The sequence below is a fragment of the Streptomyces sp. NPDC036813 genome, assembly GCF_055609245.1.
Genome location: NZ_JBVJPV010000015.1, coordinates 126,568 through 143,053, shown reverse-complemented (window position 1 = coordinate 143,053; position 16,486 = coordinate 126,568). Strand labels below are relative to the sequence as shown.

The 16,486-nt window shown below is 71.3% G+C and carries 17 protein-coding genes; 9 read left to right on the top strand and 8 right to left on the bottom strand.

Annotated elements, in window-relative coordinates:
• Positions 1-5: 5 nt before the first annotated feature.
• Entirely contained in the window at positions 6-803 is a 798-nt protein-coding gene (locus ACZ67Q_RS28720; RefSeq protein WP_471187856.1) for a Pr6Pr family membrane protein, read from the bottom strand.
• 173 nt (positions 804-976) lie between these two features.
• Positions 977-1,903: a metallophosphoesterase gene (locus ACZ67Q_RS28715; protein ID WP_471187853.1), complete on the bottom strand. Its 927-nt coding sequence runs from the start codon at positions 1,901-1,903 to the stop codon at positions 977-979.
• Between the two features lie 158 nt (positions 1,904-2,061).
• On the opposite strand from ACZ67Q_RS28715, the gene ACZ67Q_RS28710 reads away from it, so the two are divergent.
• Entirely contained in the window at positions 2,062-2,526 is a 465-nt protein-coding gene (locus tag ACZ67Q_RS28710; RefSeq protein ID WP_471187850.1) for a GatB/YqeY domain-containing protein, read from the top strand.
• 165 nt (positions 2,527-2,691) lie between these two features.
• Here the strand turns inward: ACZ67Q_RS28710 and ACZ67Q_RS28705 are convergent, their stop codons facing one another.
• Positions 2,692-4,941, bottom strand: coding sequence for a transglycosylase domain-containing protein (locus tag ACZ67Q_RS28705; protein ID WP_471187847.1), 2,250 nt, complete (start codon positions 4,939-4,941; stop codon positions 2,692-2,694).
• 417 nt (positions 4,942-5,358) lie between these two features.
• Here ACZ67Q_RS28705 and wblA point away from each other — a divergent pair, with 417 nt between their 5' ends.
• A complete protein-coding gene (wblA, locus tag ACZ67Q_RS28700; protein WP_361634194.1) occupies positions 5,359-5,688 on the top strand; it encodes a transcriptional regulator WblA in 330 nt (109 codons plus the stop codon).
• Positions 5,689-5,845: 157 nt separating this feature from the next.
• On the opposite strand, the gene bagB is transcribed toward wblA, so the two are convergent.
• Positions 5,846-7,309, bottom strand: a complete 1,464-nt coding sequence (gene bagB / locus ACZ67Q_RS28695) for an ATPase BagB (protein ID WP_471187843.1) — start codon at positions 7,307-7,309, stop codon at positions 5,846-5,848.
• Complete coding sequence (gene bagA, locus ACZ67Q_RS28690; protein WP_471187840.1) at positions 7,306-8,283, bottom strand: ATPase BagA; 978 nt, start codon at positions 8,281-8,283, stop codon at positions 7,306-7,308. The genes bagB and bagA overlap by 4 nt, the downstream gene beginning before the upstream one ends.
• Positions 8,284-8,436: 153 nt before the next feature.
• Here bagA and ACZ67Q_RS28685 point away from each other — a divergent pair, with 153 nt between their 5' ends.
• Genes ACZ67Q_RS28685 through ACZ67Q_RS28670 form a run of 4 tightly spaced genes read left to right on the top strand, consistent with a single transcriptional unit; the run spans position 8,437 to position 10,827 of the window.
• Entirely contained in the window at positions 8,437-8,601 is a 165-nt protein-coding gene (locus ACZ67Q_RS28685; protein ID WP_136744038.1) for a DUF4177 domain-containing protein, read from the top strand.
• Positions 8,598-9,062 carry a RidA family protein gene (locus ACZ67Q_RS28680; protein ID WP_471187835.1) on the top strand — a complete coding sequence of 155 codons (465 nt, stop codon included), beginning with the start codon at positions 8,598-8,600 and terminating at the stop codon, positions 9,060-9,062. Before ACZ67Q_RS28685 ends, ACZ67Q_RS28680 begins: the two co-directional genes overlap by 4 nt.
• Before the next feature lie 56 nt (positions 9,063-9,118).
• On the top strand, positions 9,119-9,994 hold the full coding sequence (locus ACZ67Q_RS28675) for an NUDIX hydrolase (protein ID WP_471187833.1): 876 nt from the start codon (positions 9,119-9,121) through the stop codon (positions 9,992-9,994).
• A 2-nt stretch (positions 9,995-9,996) separates the two neighbouring features.
• Complete coding sequence (locus tag ACZ67Q_RS28670) at positions 9,997-10,827, top strand: MBL fold metallo-hydrolase (protein ID WP_469814856.1); 831 nt, start codon at positions 9,997-9,999, stop codon at positions 10,825-10,827.
• Positions 10,828-10,858: 31 nt separating this feature from the next.
• Here ACZ67Q_RS28670 and ACZ67Q_RS28665 read toward each other — a convergent pair whose 3' ends face one another.
• Together ACZ67Q_RS28665 and ACZ67Q_RS28660 are read right to left on the bottom strand one after the other, a co-directional pair.
• Positions 10,859-11,671 carry a nucleotidyltransferase gene (locus ACZ67Q_RS28665; protein WP_471187829.1) on the bottom strand — a complete coding sequence of 271 codons (813 nt, stop codon included), beginning with the start codon at positions 11,669-11,671 and terminating at the stop codon, positions 10,859-10,861.
• A gap of 226 nt (positions 11,672-11,897) precedes the next feature.
• Complete coding sequence (locus ACZ67Q_RS28660; RefSeq protein ID WP_103781265.1) at positions 11,898-12,572, bottom strand: Crp/Fnr family transcriptional regulator; 675 nt, start codon at positions 12,570-12,572, stop codon at positions 11,898-11,900.
• Between the two features lie 360 nt (positions 12,573-12,932).
• Between ACZ67Q_RS28660 and nth the strand changes: the two genes are divergently transcribed.
• The 3 genes from nth (at position 12,933) to ACZ67Q_RS28645 (ending at position 16,188) form a co-directional block, all read left to right on the top strand.
• On the top strand, positions 12,933-14,048 hold the full coding sequence (nth, locus tag ACZ67Q_RS28655) for an endonuclease III (protein WP_471187826.1): 1,116 nt from the start codon (positions 12,933-12,935) through the stop codon (positions 14,046-14,048).
• 150 nt (positions 14,049-14,198) lie between these two features.
• Entirely contained in the window at positions 14,199-14,894 is a 696-nt protein-coding gene (locus ACZ67Q_RS28650) for an NUDIX hydrolase (RefSeq protein WP_471187823.1), read from the top strand.
• 94 nt (positions 14,895-14,988) lie between these two features.
• The gene (locus ACZ67Q_RS28645; RefSeq protein WP_471187820.1) at positions 14,989-16,188 is read left to right on the top strand and encodes a MarP family serine protease; all 1,200 of its coding nucleotides are present in this window, start codon (positions 14,989-14,991) and stop codon (positions 16,186-16,188) included.
• Positions 16,189-16,257: 69 nt separating this feature from the next.
• On the opposite strand, the gene ACZ67Q_RS28640 is transcribed toward ACZ67Q_RS28645, so the two are convergent.
• Positions 16,258-16,440 carry a hypothetical protein gene (locus ACZ67Q_RS28640; protein WP_471187817.1) on the bottom strand — a complete coding sequence of 61 codons (183 nt, stop codon included), beginning with the start codon at positions 16,438-16,440 and terminating at the stop codon, positions 16,258-16,260.
• Between the last annotated feature and the right edge of the window lie 46 nt (positions 16,441-16,486).

Below are 16,486 nucleotides of genomic sequence, written 5' to 3'. Positions count from 1 at the left end.
TTACTTTAGCCCACTGGCGGCTGTAGACGAAATCCGGTTCTGGAGCGCGGGCGCGGGTGGCGTCGCAGCGGGTTGGGGCGGACGTGGTCGAGGATCACGAGGACGATCGCCAGGGCGTAGAAGGACAGACCCAGGAGCAGCGCGTTCGCCAGCACGCTCTTGTACCCGTGCTGCTCCACGTCGAGGAACGGGTAGAGGTAGCGGGCCGGTGTGCCGGGCAGCAGGAACTCCGCCCGGACCAGGGAGAAGGCCAGGTAGGCCAAGGGGTACCCGAGCCACGTCGCCGCCTGGCGCAGGTGCAGGTGGCCGGGGGTGGTGAGCAGCAGCCAGTCCAGGACCGCGGCTGCCGGGGCGACCGTGTGCAGCAGCTGGTTGGCCACCGCCTGCCAGCCGGTCGGGGCGCCGGCTCCGGCCATGGAGAACGGGCTCGCCGTGTTCGCCAGGAGCAGGTGGTAGACGAGGGCCGTGATCACGACGTAGAGCAGTGTGGCGCCGGTCAGGACCGAGGGGAGGGGGCGGCGGGCCGTCCAGGCGCGGCGGGCCGAGAAGAGGCAGACGACGGCCAGCAGGATGCTGCTCTGGATCGTGAAGTAGGACAGAACCCGTGCGGGACTGCCGAGGAGGACGTAGAGCGTCACTCCCGCGATGGCGAGCAGGGCGATCAGTACGCGGTACGCCGCCGTGAGCGGGCGGCGTACCGGGGGGACCACCGCCGCGGCGGGGACCGGTGAGCGCAGTACGGCGGGGTGGGTTCCCGGGATCGCGGGCAGGTCCGGGATGTCCCTGGGTATGGGGGCGGTCATGCTCCCCAAACTAGGCGGAAAGGGGCAAGGGGGCCTTTCGGGCTGGGCCGTCCGGGGTACGGCCCCCGGCGGCCTGTCCACTCTCCGGGCCGTCGGGGCTCTGCGCCCCCGGCGGCCTCCCGGTCTTCCGGACCCGTCCGGGGCCGCCTCACCTCACCCGGCCGTCGTCCCGGTCAGTCCTTGCCCACCAGCGTCAGCAGCGTCGCCTCCGGTGGGCAGGCGAAGCGGACCGGGGTGTAGCGGTTCGTGCCGCAGCCCGCGGAGACGTGGAGGTAGGCGGTGCGGCCCTCGGCCGTGTGCGTCGACAGGCCCTTCACACGGTCCGTGTCCAGATCGCAGTTGGTGACCAGGGCGCCGTAGAACGGGATGCACAGCTGGCCGCCGTGCGTGTGGCCGGCCAGGACCAGCGGGTAGTCGTCCGCCGCGAAGGAGTCCAGCACCCGCAGGTAGGGCGCGTGGACCACGCCCATCGAGAAGTCGGCCGAACCGGAGGGGCCGCCGGCCACCCGGGCGTAGCGGTCCCGCTTGATGTGCGGGTCGTCCAGACCCGTCATCTCCACGGAGACCCCGTCGATCTTCAGCATCCCGCGTGTGTTGGTCAGGTTCAGCCAGCCGGCCGCGTCGAAGGCGTCACGGAGGTCCTCCCAGGGGTTGTGGACCACGGCGACGGCGGGCGGGTTGCCGTTCAGACCGTGCTTGCCCTGGACCTTCTCGACCAGGTAGCGGGCGGGGTTGCGCAGGCGGGGGCCGTAGTAGTCGTTGGAGCCGAAGACGTACGCCCCCGGGAAGTCCATCAGCGGGCCGAGCGCGTCCAGCACCTCGGGCACGCCCTCCGGGTCGGAGAGGTTGTCGCCCGTGTTGATCACGAAGTCGGGGCGCAGACCGGCCAGCGAGCGCAGCCAGCGCTGTTTCTTGCGCTGGCCGGAGACCATGTGGATGTCGGAGACCTGCAGCACGCGCAGGGGGCGCATCCCGGACGGCAGGACCGGGATCGTCACCCGTCGCAGACGGAAGGAGCGGGCCTCGAAGCCCGCCGCGTACACCAGACCGGCGGCGCCAGCCGCCGCGATTCCCAGGGGGACCTTGTATCGCGCGCGCATACGGACATCGTGTCAGATGCGCTCACCCGGCCGCGCCGACCTGTGGACAACCGAACCTGTGGACAACGAACCCTGCGGACACCCGCCCGTGGGCACAAACCGCGCTCCACAATTAATCAGCGGGCGTCGCGCCCGCCGCACCTGCGACAATCGCCCCCATGACCACGCTCAAGTCGAAGCTGCAGGAAGACCTCAACTCCGCGATCAAGGAGCGCGACGAGCTCCGCTCCTCGACGCTCCGGCTGACGCTCACCGCGATCACCAAGGAGGAGGTCGCGGGCAAGGAGAAGCGCGAGCTCTCCGACGACGAGGTGCAGAAGGTGATCACCCGCGAGGCGAAGAAGCGCCGGGAGGCCGCCGAGGCCTTCGCCCAGGGCGGTCGCGCCGAGCAGGCCGAGCGGGAGAAGGCGGAGGGCGAGGTCCTCGCCGCCTACCTGCCCAAGCAGCTGTCCGACGACGAGCTCGACGCGATCGTCTCCCAGGCCGTGACGGAGGCCAAGGCCGCCGGTGCCGAGGGCCCGCGGGCCATGGGCGCCGTCATGAAGATCGTGAACCCGAAGGTGGCCGGCCAGGCCGAGGGCGGCCGCGTCGCCGCCGCGGTGAAGAAGCACCTCGCGGGCTGACACCGGACCCTGCCGACTGCCGACTGCCGACTGCCGACTGCCGGCTCCCGGCCCAACGGTTGACCGGCTCTGCCGGCACGACGATGGGGGCGCCCCTTGCGCAAGGGGCGCCCCCATCGTCGTAGTCACCTCGTCGGTGTCACCGCCGTCGGCCGGGCACCCGGGTCACGGCCCGTTCCCCCCGTGGCCGCGGCCGTTGTTGCCGCCGTTGCCCTGGCCCTGGAACAAGCCGTCCGGGAGGGTGAAGGACGGCAGCGGGAAGGGGAGGCCGTCGTTGCCGCCGTTACCCTGGCCGCCGCCGTTGTTGCCGTCGTCACGGCCGTTGCCGTCGCCCTTGTCCGCGGGCTTGTCGCCGCCCGGGATGTTGACCAGCGTGAAGTCGGGAGCCGGCCTGCCCTGGAGCGCCCCGGACATCATGTCCTTCCAGATGGGGCCCGGGACCTCACCGCCGTAGACCTTGTCGTGCCAGACGCCGCCGATGGAGATCTGCTGCATCTTGCGCTTGTGCGCCGGGTCGCCGACCCACACCGCGCCCGCCATGTTCGGCGTGTAGCCCACGAACCAGGCCGCGAACCGCTCGTCCGTCGTACCGGTCTTGCCCGCGCTCGGGCGGCTGCCCAGGCCCGCCTGCTTGCCGGTGCCGTCCTCGACGACGCCGCGCAGCAGCGTGTTGACCGTGTCGGCGGTCTTCTCGGACATCGCCCGCGAGCAGGTCGACTTCGGCACCGGGAGGGACTTCGTCTGGTCGCCGACCCGCTGCGTGATCGACTCGATCGCGACCGGCGTGCAGTACATCCCGCGGGAGGCGAAGGTCGCATACGCGTTCGCCATGGTCAGCGGGGACACCTCCTGGGTGCCCAGCGCGATCGACGGCGCCTGGTCGATCTTCTTGCCGTCGGCTCGCTGTACGCCCATCTTCTGCGCCATCTCGGTCACCGGGCAGATGCCGATCTCGCTGATCATCTGCACGAAGTAGGTGTTGACGGACTTCGCCGTCGCCTCCTTCATCGAGTACGGGCCGGACTCCGACTCGTTCTCGTTGGTGAGCTTGGCGCCCTTCTCGTCCCACCTCCTGCCGTCGCAGGCCGCCACCGGGTGCGGGTACTCCATCGAGTACGGCGAGGGGTACGACTTCGTGGCGGGCATGCCGCCCTCCAGCGCCGCGGCCGCCACGATCGGCTTGAACGTCGAACCGGACTGGTAGCCGGCCCCGCCGCCCATCCTCTGGTTGACCGAGAGGTTGATCTGGGTCTCGTTCTTGCCGAAGCCGTAGGGCCGTGACTGGCCCATCGCGAGGATCTTGCCGGTGCCGGGCTGGACGACGGTCGCGGCGGTCGCCACGTCGTCGCTCTTGTTCACGTGCCGGCGCACCGAGTCCTGCAGCGACTCCTGGGCCTGCGGGTCGAGCGTGGTGCGGATGGTCAGACCGCCCTGGTTCCAGACCTTCGCCCGCTCCGTGCGCGTCTTGCCGAAGGCCGGGTCGGTCAGGAAGACCTCGCGGACGTAGTCGCAGAAGAAGCCGGCGCCCTTGGCCGCCGTGATGCAGCCGTTCTTGGGCTTGCTGACCTTCAGGCCGAGCGGGGCCGCCTTGGCGCGGTCCGCCTCGGCCTGGGAGACGTCGCCGACCTCGGCCATCCGCTGCAGCACGATGTTGCGCCGCTTGGTGGCCTCCGCCTCGTCGTTCACCGGGTCGTAGCGGCTCGGGGACTGGACGATGCCGGCCAGCAGGGCCGACTCCTGGAGGTTCAGGTCCTTGGCGGACTTGGAGAAGTACCGCTGGGAGGCGGCCTCGACGCCGTAGGCCTGCTCACCGAAGAAGGTGATGTTCAGGTAGTTCTCGAGGATCTTCTTCTTGCCCAGCTCCTCCTCGACCTGGATCGCGAACTTCAGTTCCTTGATCTTGCGGCCGAGGGTCTGCTGGGTGGCCTCCGCGACCTTTGTCGGGTCGTCGCCGGCCTCCTCCACGAAGACGTTCTTCACGTACTGCTGGGTGAGCGTGGACGCGCCCTGGGCGACGCCGCCGCTCTGCGCGTTCTTGTTCAGCGCGCGCAGCACGCCCTTCAGGTCGATCGCGCCGTGCTGGTAGAAGCGCGAGTCCTCGATCGCGACGATCGACTTCTGCATGTACGGCGAGATGTCCTTCAGGGCCACCACCGTGCGGTCACGGGAGTAGACCGTCGCGATCTGGCCGCCGTCGGCGTCGAGGATGGCGGTGCGCTGGCTCAGCGGCGGGGTCTTCAGGCTGACCGGGAGTTCGTCGAAGCTCTCCACCGAGCCCTTGGCGGCCAGGCCCAGCGCGCCGACCGCGGGCAGCGCGATACCGGCCAGCACCGCTCCCGCGAGCACACTGACCCCTACGAACTTGGCGGCCTGCTGCGTGGGCGACAGACCACCGCCCGAGCGCTTCTTTGGCATGAGGGCAGCCTACGTTCTCATTCGCCGGACACGCGTATATGCCTTGGCCTAAGCTGCTCTCAACTGTCACAGCAGTGCGGCCATGTATCAATACGTCCGGCGACCCCGAATCGTTCCGGAGGCTTGCTGTCGCAGATGTTTTCTGCGGTGGCGGCGTGTCCGAATCCGCCTTGTGTGTCATGCGGCGTCCGTTGTGGCGAGCCGGAACTGTCCCGCTTCGTCGGGAGAGTCGCATATGTCGTCGGCTCACTCGCCCGGGTGATCTGCCGCTTCCCCATAGTCCGTTCGGGCCATTCAAGATTGGGCCCGCTGGGGGTGTTGCGCTGTGCCCACCTTCCGTAACGTCCTCAACTGGCGGCGGTGAATATGCCGCTGCCGCCGTGGGGGAGCCTCGATTCGGGAGAGGACGGCGCCGGTATGGGCTGGGTAACCGACTGGAGTGCGCAGGCGGCCTGCCGCACTACCGATCCGGATGAACTGTTCGTTCAGGGAGCAGCGCAGAACAGGGCCAAGGCGGTGTGCACCGGATGCCCGGTACGCACCGAATGCCTGGCCGACGCGCTCGACAACCGCGTCGAGTTCGGCGTGTGGGGAGGCATGACGGAACGGGAGCGCCGCGCTCTGCTGCGCCGGCGACCGACCGTCACCTCCTGGCGCCGGCTGCTGGAGACCGCGCGCACGGAGTACGAACGCGGCGCGGGCATCCTTCCGCTCGACGACGAGCAGGTGTACGCGGCGGTGAGCTGACGGGTCCGCGCACAGGTACGGCGTCCTCGGCCGGCGGTGAGCGTGCTCTCGCCGTCCGCGCTGACGACGCGCCGGTACGCCGACGTGCGGCCGGTTGGTCGCGCTGCGGCGGTTCCGGCCGGTTGTCGCGTTACGCCGGCTCGGGCTGGCTGTCGCGTCAGGGCAGCTCCGGCCGGTTGGTCGCGAGCTTCGTTCCGATGTCCCGCAGTCCCGCGAGGTCGTGCACATCACCGGGCAGCGCAGCCACTTCGGTCACCGCCACCTCGGGGTGGAGCGCGGTGAAGCGGTCGCGTGTGCGCTGCTCGCGGGAGAGCAGCTGCATCCGCTCGGCGTGCAGCCGCAGCAGGCCCGCGGTGAGCTGATCGACGTTCCGGGTGCCGTCCTCGGCGGGCGGGGGAGCCTCGTCCTCGGTGCCGTCAGGGTTCTCGGTGACCTCGGCGTGCGCGGTGCCGTCGGAGTTCTCGGGGTTTTCGGAGTTCTCGGGGCCTTCGGCGCTTGTCGATGCTGAACTTCCGTACGTGTCGGGAGAGTTACGAAGTCCAGCTTTCCCACCCCCCTGATCCACAATGCGGGCTTCCTCAAGATTTTCCGCGGCGGCCAGCGCCCGCTCGGCCGAGAGCTGGGCGGCGCCGCTGCCGTGGACGCGGTTGAGCACCAGCCCGGCGAGCGGCATCTTCTCCGCCGCCAGCCGCTGCACGAAGTACGCGGCCTCGCGCAACGCGTCCCGCTCCGGGGCCGCGACCACCAGGAACGCCGTCCCGGGCGCCTGCAACAGCTTGTACGTCGCGTCCGCGCGCGTGCGGAACCCGCCGAACGTCGTGTCCATGGCCGCCACGAACGTCTGGACGTCCTTGAGCAGCTGACCGCCGAGCAGCTTGCCGAGCGTGCCGGTCATCATCGACATGCCGACGTTGAGGAACTTCATCCCGGCCCGGCCGCCCAGCTTCGCCGGCGCCGTCAGCAGCCGGATCAGCCGGCCGTCCAGGAACGAGCCCAGCCGCTTGGGCGCGTCCAGGAAGTCCAGAGCGGAGCGGGACGGCGGGGTGTCGACCACGATCAGGTCCCACTCGTTCCGCGCCCGCAGCTGGCCCAGCTTCTCCATCGCCATGTACTCCTGCGTACCGGCGAAGCCCGCGGAGAGCGACTGGTAGAAGGGGTTGTTCAAAATCGTGGCGGCCCGCTCGCCGTCCGCGTGCGCCTCGACGATCTCGTCGAAGGTGCGCTTCATATCGAGCATCATCGCGTGCAGCTCGCCGCCGGCGGAGTCCTCGATGCCCTTGACCCGGCGCGGGACGTTGTCGAGCGAGTCGATGCCCATGGACTGCGCGAGCCGCTTGGCGGGGTCGATGGTGAGCACGACCACCTTGCGGCCGCGCTCGGCGGCACGCAGGCCGAGCGCCGCCGCGGTCGTCGTCTTCCCGACGCCGCCCGAGCCGCAGCACACCACGATGCGCGTCTTCGGGTCGTCGAGGATCGGGTCGACGTCGAGCACGCGCGCGGGGGAGAGCCCGCGGGCCCCCTCCGCCGCGCGGGCACCGTCCGTGGCGCGGGTCCCCTCGGAGGCGCGGGCCCCGTCCGAGGTGCGGGTCCCCGCCGGGGCGTGGGCCGGGTCCGGGCTCATGCGATCCCCTGCTTCCGCAGTTCGGTGGCGAGTTCGTACAGGCCCGCCAGGTCCATGCCCTCGGCGAGCAGCGGCAGTTCGTGCAACGGCAGGCCCAGCTCACCGAGCACGGCCCGCTGCTCCTGCTCCAGCGCGTGCCGTTCGGCGTACTCCTCGGCCTGCTTCAGCAGCGGGTCCACCAGCCGCTCGGCGTGCCCGCCGCGGCGCGCCCCGCCGAGGCCGGCCGCGGACAGCGACTGCGCGAGGGCCGCGCGCGGCGTGGTCCGTACGAGGTCCAGCTCGGCCCCGTCCAGCAGCCCGGGCCGCACCATGTTCACGATGATCCGGCCCACCGGCAGCCGCGCCGACCGCAGCTCGGCGATGCCGTCCGCGGTCTCCTGGACCGGCATCTCCTCCAGCAGGGTGACCAGGTGCACGGCGGTCTCCGCCGACTTCAGCACCCGCATCACGGCCTGCGCCTGATTGTGTATCGGGCCGATCTTCGCGAGCCCGGCGACCTCGTCGTTGACGTTCAGGAACCGGGTGATGCGGCCGGTGGGTGGCGCGTCCATCACGACGTAGTCGTAGACGAACCGTCCCGACCGGTCCTTGCGGCGCACCGCCTCGCACGCCTTGCCGGTCAGGAGCACGTCCCTGAGGCCGGGCGCGATGGTGGTCGCGAAGTCGATCGCGCCGAGCTTCTTCAGGGCGCGGCCGGCGCTGCCGAGTTTGTAGAACATCTGGAGGTAGTCCAGCAACGCCAGTTCGGGGTCGATGGCGAGGGCGAACACCTCCCCGCCCCCGGGGGCTACGGCGATCTTGCGTTCCTCATACGGCAACGCCTCCGTCTCGAAGAGCTGCGCGATGCCCTGTCGGCCCTCGACCTCGACGAGAAGCGTCCGCTTCCCCTCCGTCGCGAGGGCCAACGCGAGGGCCGCGGCGACCGTCGTCTTTCCGGTCCCGCCCTTGCCGCTGACGACCTGGAGCCTGCTCACGTCTTCGAGCGTAACCAGTCCGCGTCCGCGTCAACCCGCAGGCTGTGGACAACGGGGTGGCGGAGGGTGGGCCGGCCTGTGGAAAACCGGGGCCGAGAGACGTCCTGGGGGCAGGTCAAAGGGGCCGCACGGTGCAGCGGCTACAGTCCCCCCATGACCAAGAAGTGGGAATACGCCACCGTGCCGCTGCTCGTCCACGCCACGAAGCAGATCCTGGACACCTGGGGCGAGGACGGCTGGGAGCTCGTGCAGGTCGTGCCCGGCCCGAACAACCCCGAGCAGCTGGTGGCCTACCTGAAGCGGGAGAAGCAGGCATGAGCGCCGTCGAGGAGAAGCTCGCCGAGCTGGGGCTGACGCTGCCGGAGGTCGCGGCGCCGCTCGCCGCCTACCAGCCGGCCGTGCAGTCCGGGCCGTACGTGTACACCGCGGGTCAGCTGCCCATGGTCGAGGGCAAGCTGCCCGTCACCGGCAAGGTCGGCGCCGAGGTCACTCCCGAGGAGGCCAAGGACCTGGCCCGCACGTGCGCCCTCAACGCCCTGGCCGCCGTGAAGTCGGTCGTGGGCGACCTGGACCGCATCGCGCGCGTGGTGAAGGTCGTCGGCTTCGTCGCCTCGGCGTCCGACTTCACCGGCCAGCCCGGTGTGGTCAACGGCGCGAGCGAACTGCTCGGCGAGGTCCTCGGCGACAAGGGCGTGCACGCGCGCAGCGCGGTCGGCGTGGCGGTGCTGCCGCTGGACGCGCCGGTCGAGGTCGAGATCCAGGTCGAGCTGGCCCCCTGAGCCACCGCTCCGGATCACCTCTCGAACATTCGCTCACCACGGGATAGCCTCCGGCCATGGCGAATGGGCAGTGGTTTCCCCCGGACTGGCCGGACCGCATCCGCGCGCTCGCGGACGGCACCCTCACTCCGGTCGCGCCCAAGCGCGCGGCGACCGTCATGCTGCTGAGGGACGCCGACGGCGGCCCGGCCGTCCACATGCTGCGCAGACGCGCCTCCATGGCCTTCGCCGGGGGCGCGTACGCCTATCCCGGCGGCGGCGTCGACCCGCGTGACGACGACGCCCTGGTCCGCTGGGCGGGCCCCACGCGTGCGTGGTGGGCCGAGCGGCTCGGAGTGGACGACGAGTCGGCGGCCCAGGCGGTCGTCTGCGCCGCCGTGCGCGAGACGTACGAGGAGGCCGGCGTCCTGCTCGCGGGCCCCACGCCCGAGTCGGTCGTCGGCGACACCACGGGCGAGGACTGGGAGGCCGACCGCGCCGCCCTGGTCGCCCGCGACCTGTCCTTCGCCGAGTTCCTGGACCGACGCGGCCTGGTGCTGCGCTCCGACCTGCTGGGCGCCTGGACCCGCTGGATCACCCCCGCGTTCGAACCCCGCCGCTACGACACGTTCTTCTTCGTCGCAGCCCTGCCCGCGGGTCAGCGCACCCGCAACGCCTCCACGGAGGCCGACCGCACGGTGTGGATCCGCCCGGCCGACGCGGCGGCGTCGTACGACAAGGGCGAGCTGCTGATGATGCCGCCCACCATCGCGACGCTGCGTCAGCTCGCGCCCTGCGCGAGTGCCGCCGAGGCGCTGGCCGCCGCGCCCGGCCGTGATCTGACGCCCGTGCTGGCCGAGGCCCGGCTGGAGGACGGCGAGGTCGTGCTGACCTGGCCGGGCCACGACGAGTTCACCAAGCACGTCCCGACGCTTCCGACCGGTGGAGCCTGAGCATGACCGACGCCAGCACCCTTCCCGGCCAGCCACGCGACGTGGTCCGCACCGGCCCGGCGACACCGCGCGCGGTGAACGTCCTCGCGCCCAACGCCTCCGCGATGACCCTGGACGGCACCAATACCTGGATCGTCTCCGAGCCGGACTCCGAACTGGCCGTCGTGATCGACCCCGGCCCGCTGCACGAGGGCCACCTGAGGGCAGTCGTCGACACCGCCGAGCAGGCCGGCAAACGCGTCGCCCTCACCCTGCTCACCCACGGCCACCCGGACCACGCCGAGGGCGCCGCCCGCTTCGCCGAGATCACCGGCACGCGCGTGCGGGCCCTCGACCCGGCGCTGCGGCTCGGCGACGAGGGTCTGGCCGCCGGGAACGTGATCAGCGTCGGCGGGCTGGAGCTGCGGGTCGTCCCCACGCCCGGCCACACCGCGGACTCCCTGTGCTTCCACCTCCCGGCCGACCGGGCGGTCCTCACCGGCGACACGATCCTCGGTCGCGGTACGACGATGGTCGCGCACCCCGACGGGCGCCTCGGCGACTACCTGGACTCGCTGCGCCGGCTGCGCTCGCTCACCGTCGACGACGGCGTGCACACGGTCCTGCCCGGCCACGGGCCCGTCCTGGAGGACGCCCAGGGAGCAGTCGAGTTCTACCTCGCCCACCGCGCCCACCGCCTCGCCCAGGTCGAGACGGCCGTCGAGGACGGCTACCGCACGCCCGAGCAGGTCGTAGCCCACGTGTACGCCGACGTCGACCGCTCACTCTGGCCGGCGGCGGAGCTGTCGGTGCGGGCCCAGCTGGACTATCTCAGCGAGCACGGGCTGATCTAGTACGGCCTTATCCGCGGGCGCCGATGAAGACCTACGCGCGCGTGCCCTTCGTGCCGTGCACGCGCGTGTACTCCCGCGCGAGCCAGGGGCCGAGGTCGTCGACGTACGCCCGCAGGAGGTCCGGATCGGCCACGGGGTCGTAGCCGTATCGTGCGGCGGTGCGCAGCTGCTCGGCGCGCTGGGGGTAGTAGCCCGCGAACGCCTCGGCCATCTCGTGCAGGTCGCTCGTCCAGCCCTGCCAGCGGGGCATGACCAGCGTGAACGCCGTGCGGACCAGGTGGCGGGACATGAAGCGCACGCACCGGAGGCGGTCGCTCTCACCGGCGCCGGTGATGCGTTCCCGCCAGCCGGGCAGCAGGGCGGTGAGGTCGCCGTTGGTCTCGCGGGCGAGCCGTGAGTCGGGCCGGTAGCGCGGCAGGCGGCCGGCGAGGTCCTCGTCGTACAGCGGGGTGCACAGACAGGCCACGAACCAGCCGAGGTCGTAGCGCTCGGCCTCGCTCAGCAGCCGCTCCCGGCCGAACAGCAGCGTGCCGACGCCGTCGATCTGCGCGAACCGCTCGTCGAGCACCTCGCCGAGGTCCCGTACGGCGTCCCGGTCGGCGTCGGTCGGCTCGTCCCGCAGGGCCAGGAGCAGGTCGAGGTCGCTGCGGCCCACGCGTGCGGTGCCGCGCGGGATCGACCCGTAGAGGTACGCGCTGTGCAGCCGTGGCCCGAACAGGGCGGGCAGCCGCTCCCGGGCGGCGGCCACGACCGGACGGAACGGGGGCTGCACGCGCGAGAGGGCTCCCTCACGCGTGAGGAAGCCCTGGGCGTCCAGTCCGGGACGCACGGTGATGTCGGCCATGGACGCACTCTGCCTGCGGGCAGGCGCCCGAGCAGCTGTTTTTTCGCCGTGCCCGGGTCGGTCGCCATGGCCGGGGTCACTTCCCCGCGCCAGGGGTCGTTTCCCCGCGCCCCGTTCCCCGTGTCCGGGGGCGTTTCCCTCGCCACGGGTCGTCACCCCCTGCCCGGGCCGTTTCCCCGCGCCAGGGTCGCTACCCGGGGCAGGGGGCGTTACCCGGGGCCCGGGATCAGCGCGAACGCTTCGCGAGACGCTCCACGTCCAGCAGGATCACGGCGCGCGCCTCCAGGCGCAGCCAGCCGCGCTGGGCGAAGTCGGCGAGCGCCTTGTTCACCGTCTCGCGGGACGCGCCGACCAGCTGGGCCAGCTCCTCCTGCGTGAGGTCGTGGACGACGTGGATGCCCTCCTCCGACTGCACGCCGAAGCGCCGGGACAGGTCCAGCAGGGCACGCGCGACACGGCCGGGCACGTCGGAGAAGACCAGGTCGGACATCGCGTCGTTGGTCTTGCGCAGGCGCCGGGCGACGGCGCGCAGCAGCGCGGAGGCCACCTCGGGGCGGGCGTTCAGCCAGGGCTGGAGGTCGCCGTGGCCCAGGCCCAGCAGCTTGACCTCGGTCAGCGCGGTCGCCGTGGCCGTACGGGGGCCCGGGTCGAACAGGGACAGCTCACCGATCAGCTCGCCGGGGCCGACCACCGCGAGCATGTTCTCGCGCCCGTCGGGGGACGTGCGGTGCAGCTTCACCTTGCCCTCGGTGACGACGTACAGCCGGTCACCGGGGTCACCCTCGTGGAACAGGGAGTCGCCGCGTGCGAGGGTCACCTCCGTCATGGAGGCGCGGAGCTCCGCGGCCTGCTCGTCGTCGAGCGCCGCGAAGAGCGGGTTGCGCCGCAGAACGTCGTCCACGAGTTCTCTCCTATTCGACCTGCTCAGGGGATCTTGTTCCCCCGGTGTACCAGGGGTCCGTGGTGCCCATTTTGCCGGACGGTCCAAACAGTGTGATCTGTCACAAGGATGCCGTACACCTGTCCCGGGGTACGCGGCAGGGGGCCAATTGGACGCCGATCTTCGCGGTCCGGGGCGGATGTCGGTGCCGGGCTCTAGGCTGGCCGAGTGTCCAAATCGCCGGTGAGAGCACAGGCTAAGGGGGCTGGGCGGGTGGTTGTACGTCGTGATTCCGCTGTGGGCGAACAGGGCTCGGGCGATGCTGAAAATGCGACAAACGCCACACCCGGGGCGGTGAGGGAGAAGAGCGACAGGAAGGGCGTGAGGAAGACGGCAGCGGGAGAGAAGGCGGCGAAGACGCGAGCGGCCGCGAAGGAGCCGGCCGCGAAGGAGACGCCTGCGAAGAAGACGGCACCCGCCAAGAAGGCAGCACCCGCCAAGAAGACGGCTGCCGCCGAGAAGGTGCCCGCGAAGAAGGCGTCCGCGGCGAAGAAGGCGCCCGCCGCGAAGAAGCCCGGCGTCAGGAAGGCCGCCGCGAAGAAGGCTCCCGCCGTCAAGAAGGCCCCCGCCCTTAAGAAGGCGATCGTCGCCCCCAAGAAGGCCACCGCAGCCGTCAAGGGCGTCCCGCCGGCGCAGACGATCGCCGACAGGACGCCGTCGGGCGAGTCCCGTACCGCCCTCGTCCGCCGCGCTCGCCGGATCAACCGCGAGCTCGCCGAGGTCTACCCCTACGCCCACCCCGAACTGGACTTCACCAACCCCTTCCAGCTGCTGGTCGCGACCGTGCTGTCCGCCCAGACCACCGACCTGAGGGTCAATCAGACGACCCCGGCGCTCTTCGCCAAGTACCCCACACCCGAGGACCTCGCCGCGGCCAACCCCGAGGAGGTCGAGGATATCCTGCGCCCCTGCGGCTTCTTCCGGGCCAAGACCAAGTCGGTGATAGGGCTGTCGAAGGCGCTGGCGGAGGACTTCGGCGGCGAGGTGCCCGGCAGGCTCGAGGACCTCGTCAAGCTGCCCGGCGTCGGCCGCAAGACCGCGTTCGTCGTTCTGGGGAACGCGTTCGGCCGGCCCGGCATCACCGTGGACACGCACTTCCAGCGGCTCGTGCGGCGCTGGAAGTGGACGGAGGAGACCGACCCGGACAAGATCGAGGCCGCGATCGGCGCGCTCTTCCCGAAGAGCGAGTGGACGGACCTCTCGCACCACGTGATCTGGCACGGCCGCCGCATCTGCCACGCCCGCAAGCCCGCCTGCGGTGCCTGCCCCATCGCCCCGCTGTGCCCGGCGTACGGCGAGGGGGAGACCGACGAGGAGAAGGCGAAGAAGCTGCTGAAGTACGAAAAGGGTGGCTTCCCCGGCCAGCGGCTCAACCCGCCGCAGGCCTACCTCGACGCGGGCGGCAAGCCGGCCCCGCCGCTGGGGGCCGGGAGCTGAGGTCCCGATGACGGAAGAGTCCCGGCGCCGGACGGAACCAGCTCGGTGCCGGACGGAACGATCTGGGCGTCGGGCGGAACGATCTCGGTGCCGGACGGAACGATCTCGGTGTCGCCGGGCGTTGTACTGGGCAGGACGACGGGGGTGGCGATGACGCGTGCGAGCAACACACAGGGCGGCCCGGTGACGCTGAGCAAGGACGGGCTGCCGAAGTGGCTGGACCCGGTGGTGCGAGCGGCCGAGACGGTCAAGCCGGTGCAGCTCAGCCGCTTCCTGCCGCCCGAGGACGGCGCGGGGCGCCAGTCGGCCGTGCTGATCCTGTTCGGCGAGGGTGAGCGGGGCCCCGAGCTGCTGCTGATGGAGCGCGCCGGGTCGCTGAGGTCGCATGCCGGTCAGCCGTCCTTCCCGGGCGGCGCCCTGGATCCCGAGGACGGTGACCCCGCCGGGGACGGCCCCCTGCGGGCCGCGCTGCGCGAGGCCGAGGAGGAGACCGGCCTCGACCCGCGCGGAGTGCAGCTCTTCGGCGTGCTGCCGAAGCTGTACATCCCGGTCAGCTCGTTCGTGGTGACGCCGGTGCTGGGCTGGTGGCGCGAGCCGAGCCCGGTCGGCGTGGTCGACCCGGCGGAGACCGCGCGGGTCTTCACGGTGCCCGTGGCGGATCTCACGGACCCCGCCAACCGCGCCACCACCGTCCACCCCAGCGGTCACAGAGGTCCGGCATTCCTGGTCGAATCGGCGCTGGTGTGGGGCTTCACGGCCGGTGTGATCGACCGTCTGCTGCACTACTCCGGCTGGGAGATCCCCTGGGACCGCGACCGCCAGGTCCCGCTCGACTGGCGCGCATGACAGGGTGTCTGACGTGGCTGTGTTTCCCGGGGCGACCCCCGGACCCCCGGCCGGCCTGTGGTGAGCGCGAATTGATGAGGCGAGGCGCGAAGCGGTGAACGTGCTGGACATCCTGTTGCTGGTCGCGGCCGTCTGGTTCGCGGTCGTCGGCTACCGCCAGGGCTTCGTCGTCGGCATCCTGTCGGTGATCGGCTTCCTGGGCGGCGGTCTCGTCGCCGTGTACACGCTGCCGGTCATCTGGGCCGCGGTGACCGACCACGCCGAGGTCAGCACCACGGCGGCGGTCGTCGCGATCGTCGTGGTGATCGTCTGCGCCTCGATCGGGCAGGCGCTGACCACCCACCTGGGCAACAAGCTGCGCCGGTACATCACCTGGTCCCCGGCCCGCGCCCTGGACGCCACCGGCGGCGCGCTGGTCAATGTCGTGGCGATGCTGCTGGTGGCATGGCTGATCGGCTCAGCCCTCGCGCAGACCACGCTGCCCACGCTGGGGCGGGAGGTGCGGGGCTCCAAGGTGCTGCTGGGCGTGTCGGAGGCGATGCCCGCGCAGGCCGACACCTGGTTCAAGGACTTCACCTCGGTCCTCGCACAGAACGGCTTCCCGCAGGTCTTCAGCCCGTTCTCCAACGAGCCGATCAAGGAGGTCCAGCCCCCCGACCCCGCGCTCGCGAGGAGCCCCGTCGCGGTGCGCGCCCGGAGGTCCATCGTGAAGGTGATGGGGACCGCGCCCGGCTGCGGCAAGGTCCTGGAGGGCACCGGCTTCGTCTTCGGCGAGCGCCGCGTGATGACCAACGCGCACGTGGTGGGCGGCGTCGACGAACCCACCGTGCAGATAGGCGGCGAGGGCCGCAAGTACGACGCCACGGTCGTCCTCTACGACTGGCGGCGCGACATCGCCGTACTTGATGTGCCGGATCTGGACGCGCCCGCGCTGCGGTTCTCCTCGCAGGACGCCGCCAGCGGGAACGGCGCGATCGTCGCCGGCTTCCCGGAGAACGGCTCCTACGACGTGCGCGCCGCCCGGGTCCGCGGGCGGATCACGGCCAACGGGCCGGACATCTACCACCGCGGCACCGTCAGCCGTGACGTGTACTCGCTGTACGCGACCGTCCGCCAGGGCAACTCCGGAGGCCCGCTGCTCACGCCCGAGGGCCGGGTCTACGGCGTGGTCTTCGCGAAGTCCCTGGACGACGCCGAGACCGGTTACGCACTCAGCCTGGACGAGATCAAGGACGACATCGCCAAGGGGCGTCAGGCGAACCAGCAGGTCGACAGCGACAGTTGCGCGCTTTGAGCGACATGTGCGCGGTGTGACGCTGTGGTGCATGTGCCCGGTGTGACACCGTGGCCCCGGCGGGCCGGATCAGCCGCGCGTGTGACGCAGTCGCATGGTCACCCAGCGGGCGCGGCGGCGCAGGATGCGCGGAATGCCCACCCGGGGGTCGTTGCCCGTCAGCTGCGGGGTGCCGCCCCTTTGGTGGGAGCTCAGGGTGCTGCCCGAGCGGCGGTTGCGTGCTACGTCACTGTAGTCGTGCGTCCAGCCCATACCCGGACGTGTGCCCTCTCCCAAGGTCGATAACCGCCTCGCGGCC

What these genes read in the sequence shown, in the direction of transcription:
- ACZ67Q_RS28720 (WP_471187856.1), bottom strand. Translation starts at nt 803, where the DNA reads ATGACCGCCCCCATACCCAGGGACATCCCGGACCTGCCCGCGATCCCG.
- ACZ67Q_RS28715 (WP_471187853.1), bottom strand. Translation starts at nt 1,903, where the DNA reads ATGCGCGCGCGATACAAGGTCCCCCTGGGAATCGCGGCGGCTGGCGCC.
- ACZ67Q_RS28710 (WP_471187850.1), top strand. Translation starts at nt 2,062, where the DNA reads ATGACCACGCTCAAGTCGAAGCTGCAGGAAGACCTCAACTCCGCGATC.
- ACZ67Q_RS28705 (WP_471187847.1), bottom strand. Translation starts at nt 4,941, where the DNA reads ATGCCAAAGAAGCGCTCGGGCGGTGGTCTGTCGCCCACGCAGCAGGCC.
- wblA (WP_361634194.1), top strand. Translation starts at nt 5,359, where the DNA reads ATGGGCTGGGTAACCGACTGGAGTGCGCAGGCGGCCTGCCGCACTACC.
- bagB (WP_471187843.1), bottom strand. Translation starts at nt 7,309, where the DNA reads ATGAGCCCGGACCCGGCCCACGCCCCGGCGGGGACCCGCACCTCGGAC.
- ACZ67Q_RS28685 (WP_136744038.1), top strand. Translation starts at nt 8,437, where the DNA reads ATGACCAAGAAGTGGGAATACGCCACCGTGCCGCTGCTCGTCCACGCC.
- ACZ67Q_RS28680 (WP_471187835.1), top strand. Translation starts at nt 8,598, where the DNA reads ATGAGCGCCGTCGAGGAGAAGCTCGCCGAGCTGGGGCTGACGCTGCCG.
- ACZ67Q_RS28675 (WP_471187833.1), top strand. Translation starts at nt 9,119, where the DNA reads ATGGCGAATGGGCAGTGGTTTCCCCCGGACTGGCCGGACCGCATCCGC.
- ACZ67Q_RS28670 (WP_469814856.1), top strand. Translation starts at nt 9,997, where the DNA reads ATGACCGACGCCAGCACCCTTCCCGGCCAGCCACGCGACGTGGTCCGC.
- ACZ67Q_RS28665 (WP_471187829.1), bottom strand. Translation starts at nt 11,671, where the DNA reads ATGGCCGACATCACCGTGCGTCCCGGACTGGACGCCCAGGGCTTCCTC.
- ACZ67Q_RS28650 (WP_471187823.1), top strand. Translation starts at nt 14,199, where the DNA reads ATGACGCGTGCGAGCAACACACAGGGCGGCCCGGTGACGCTGAGCAAG.
- ACZ67Q_RS28640 (WP_471187817.1), bottom strand. Translation starts at nt 16,440, where the DNA reads ATGGGCTGGACGCACGACTACAGTGACGTAGCACGCAACCGCCGCTCG.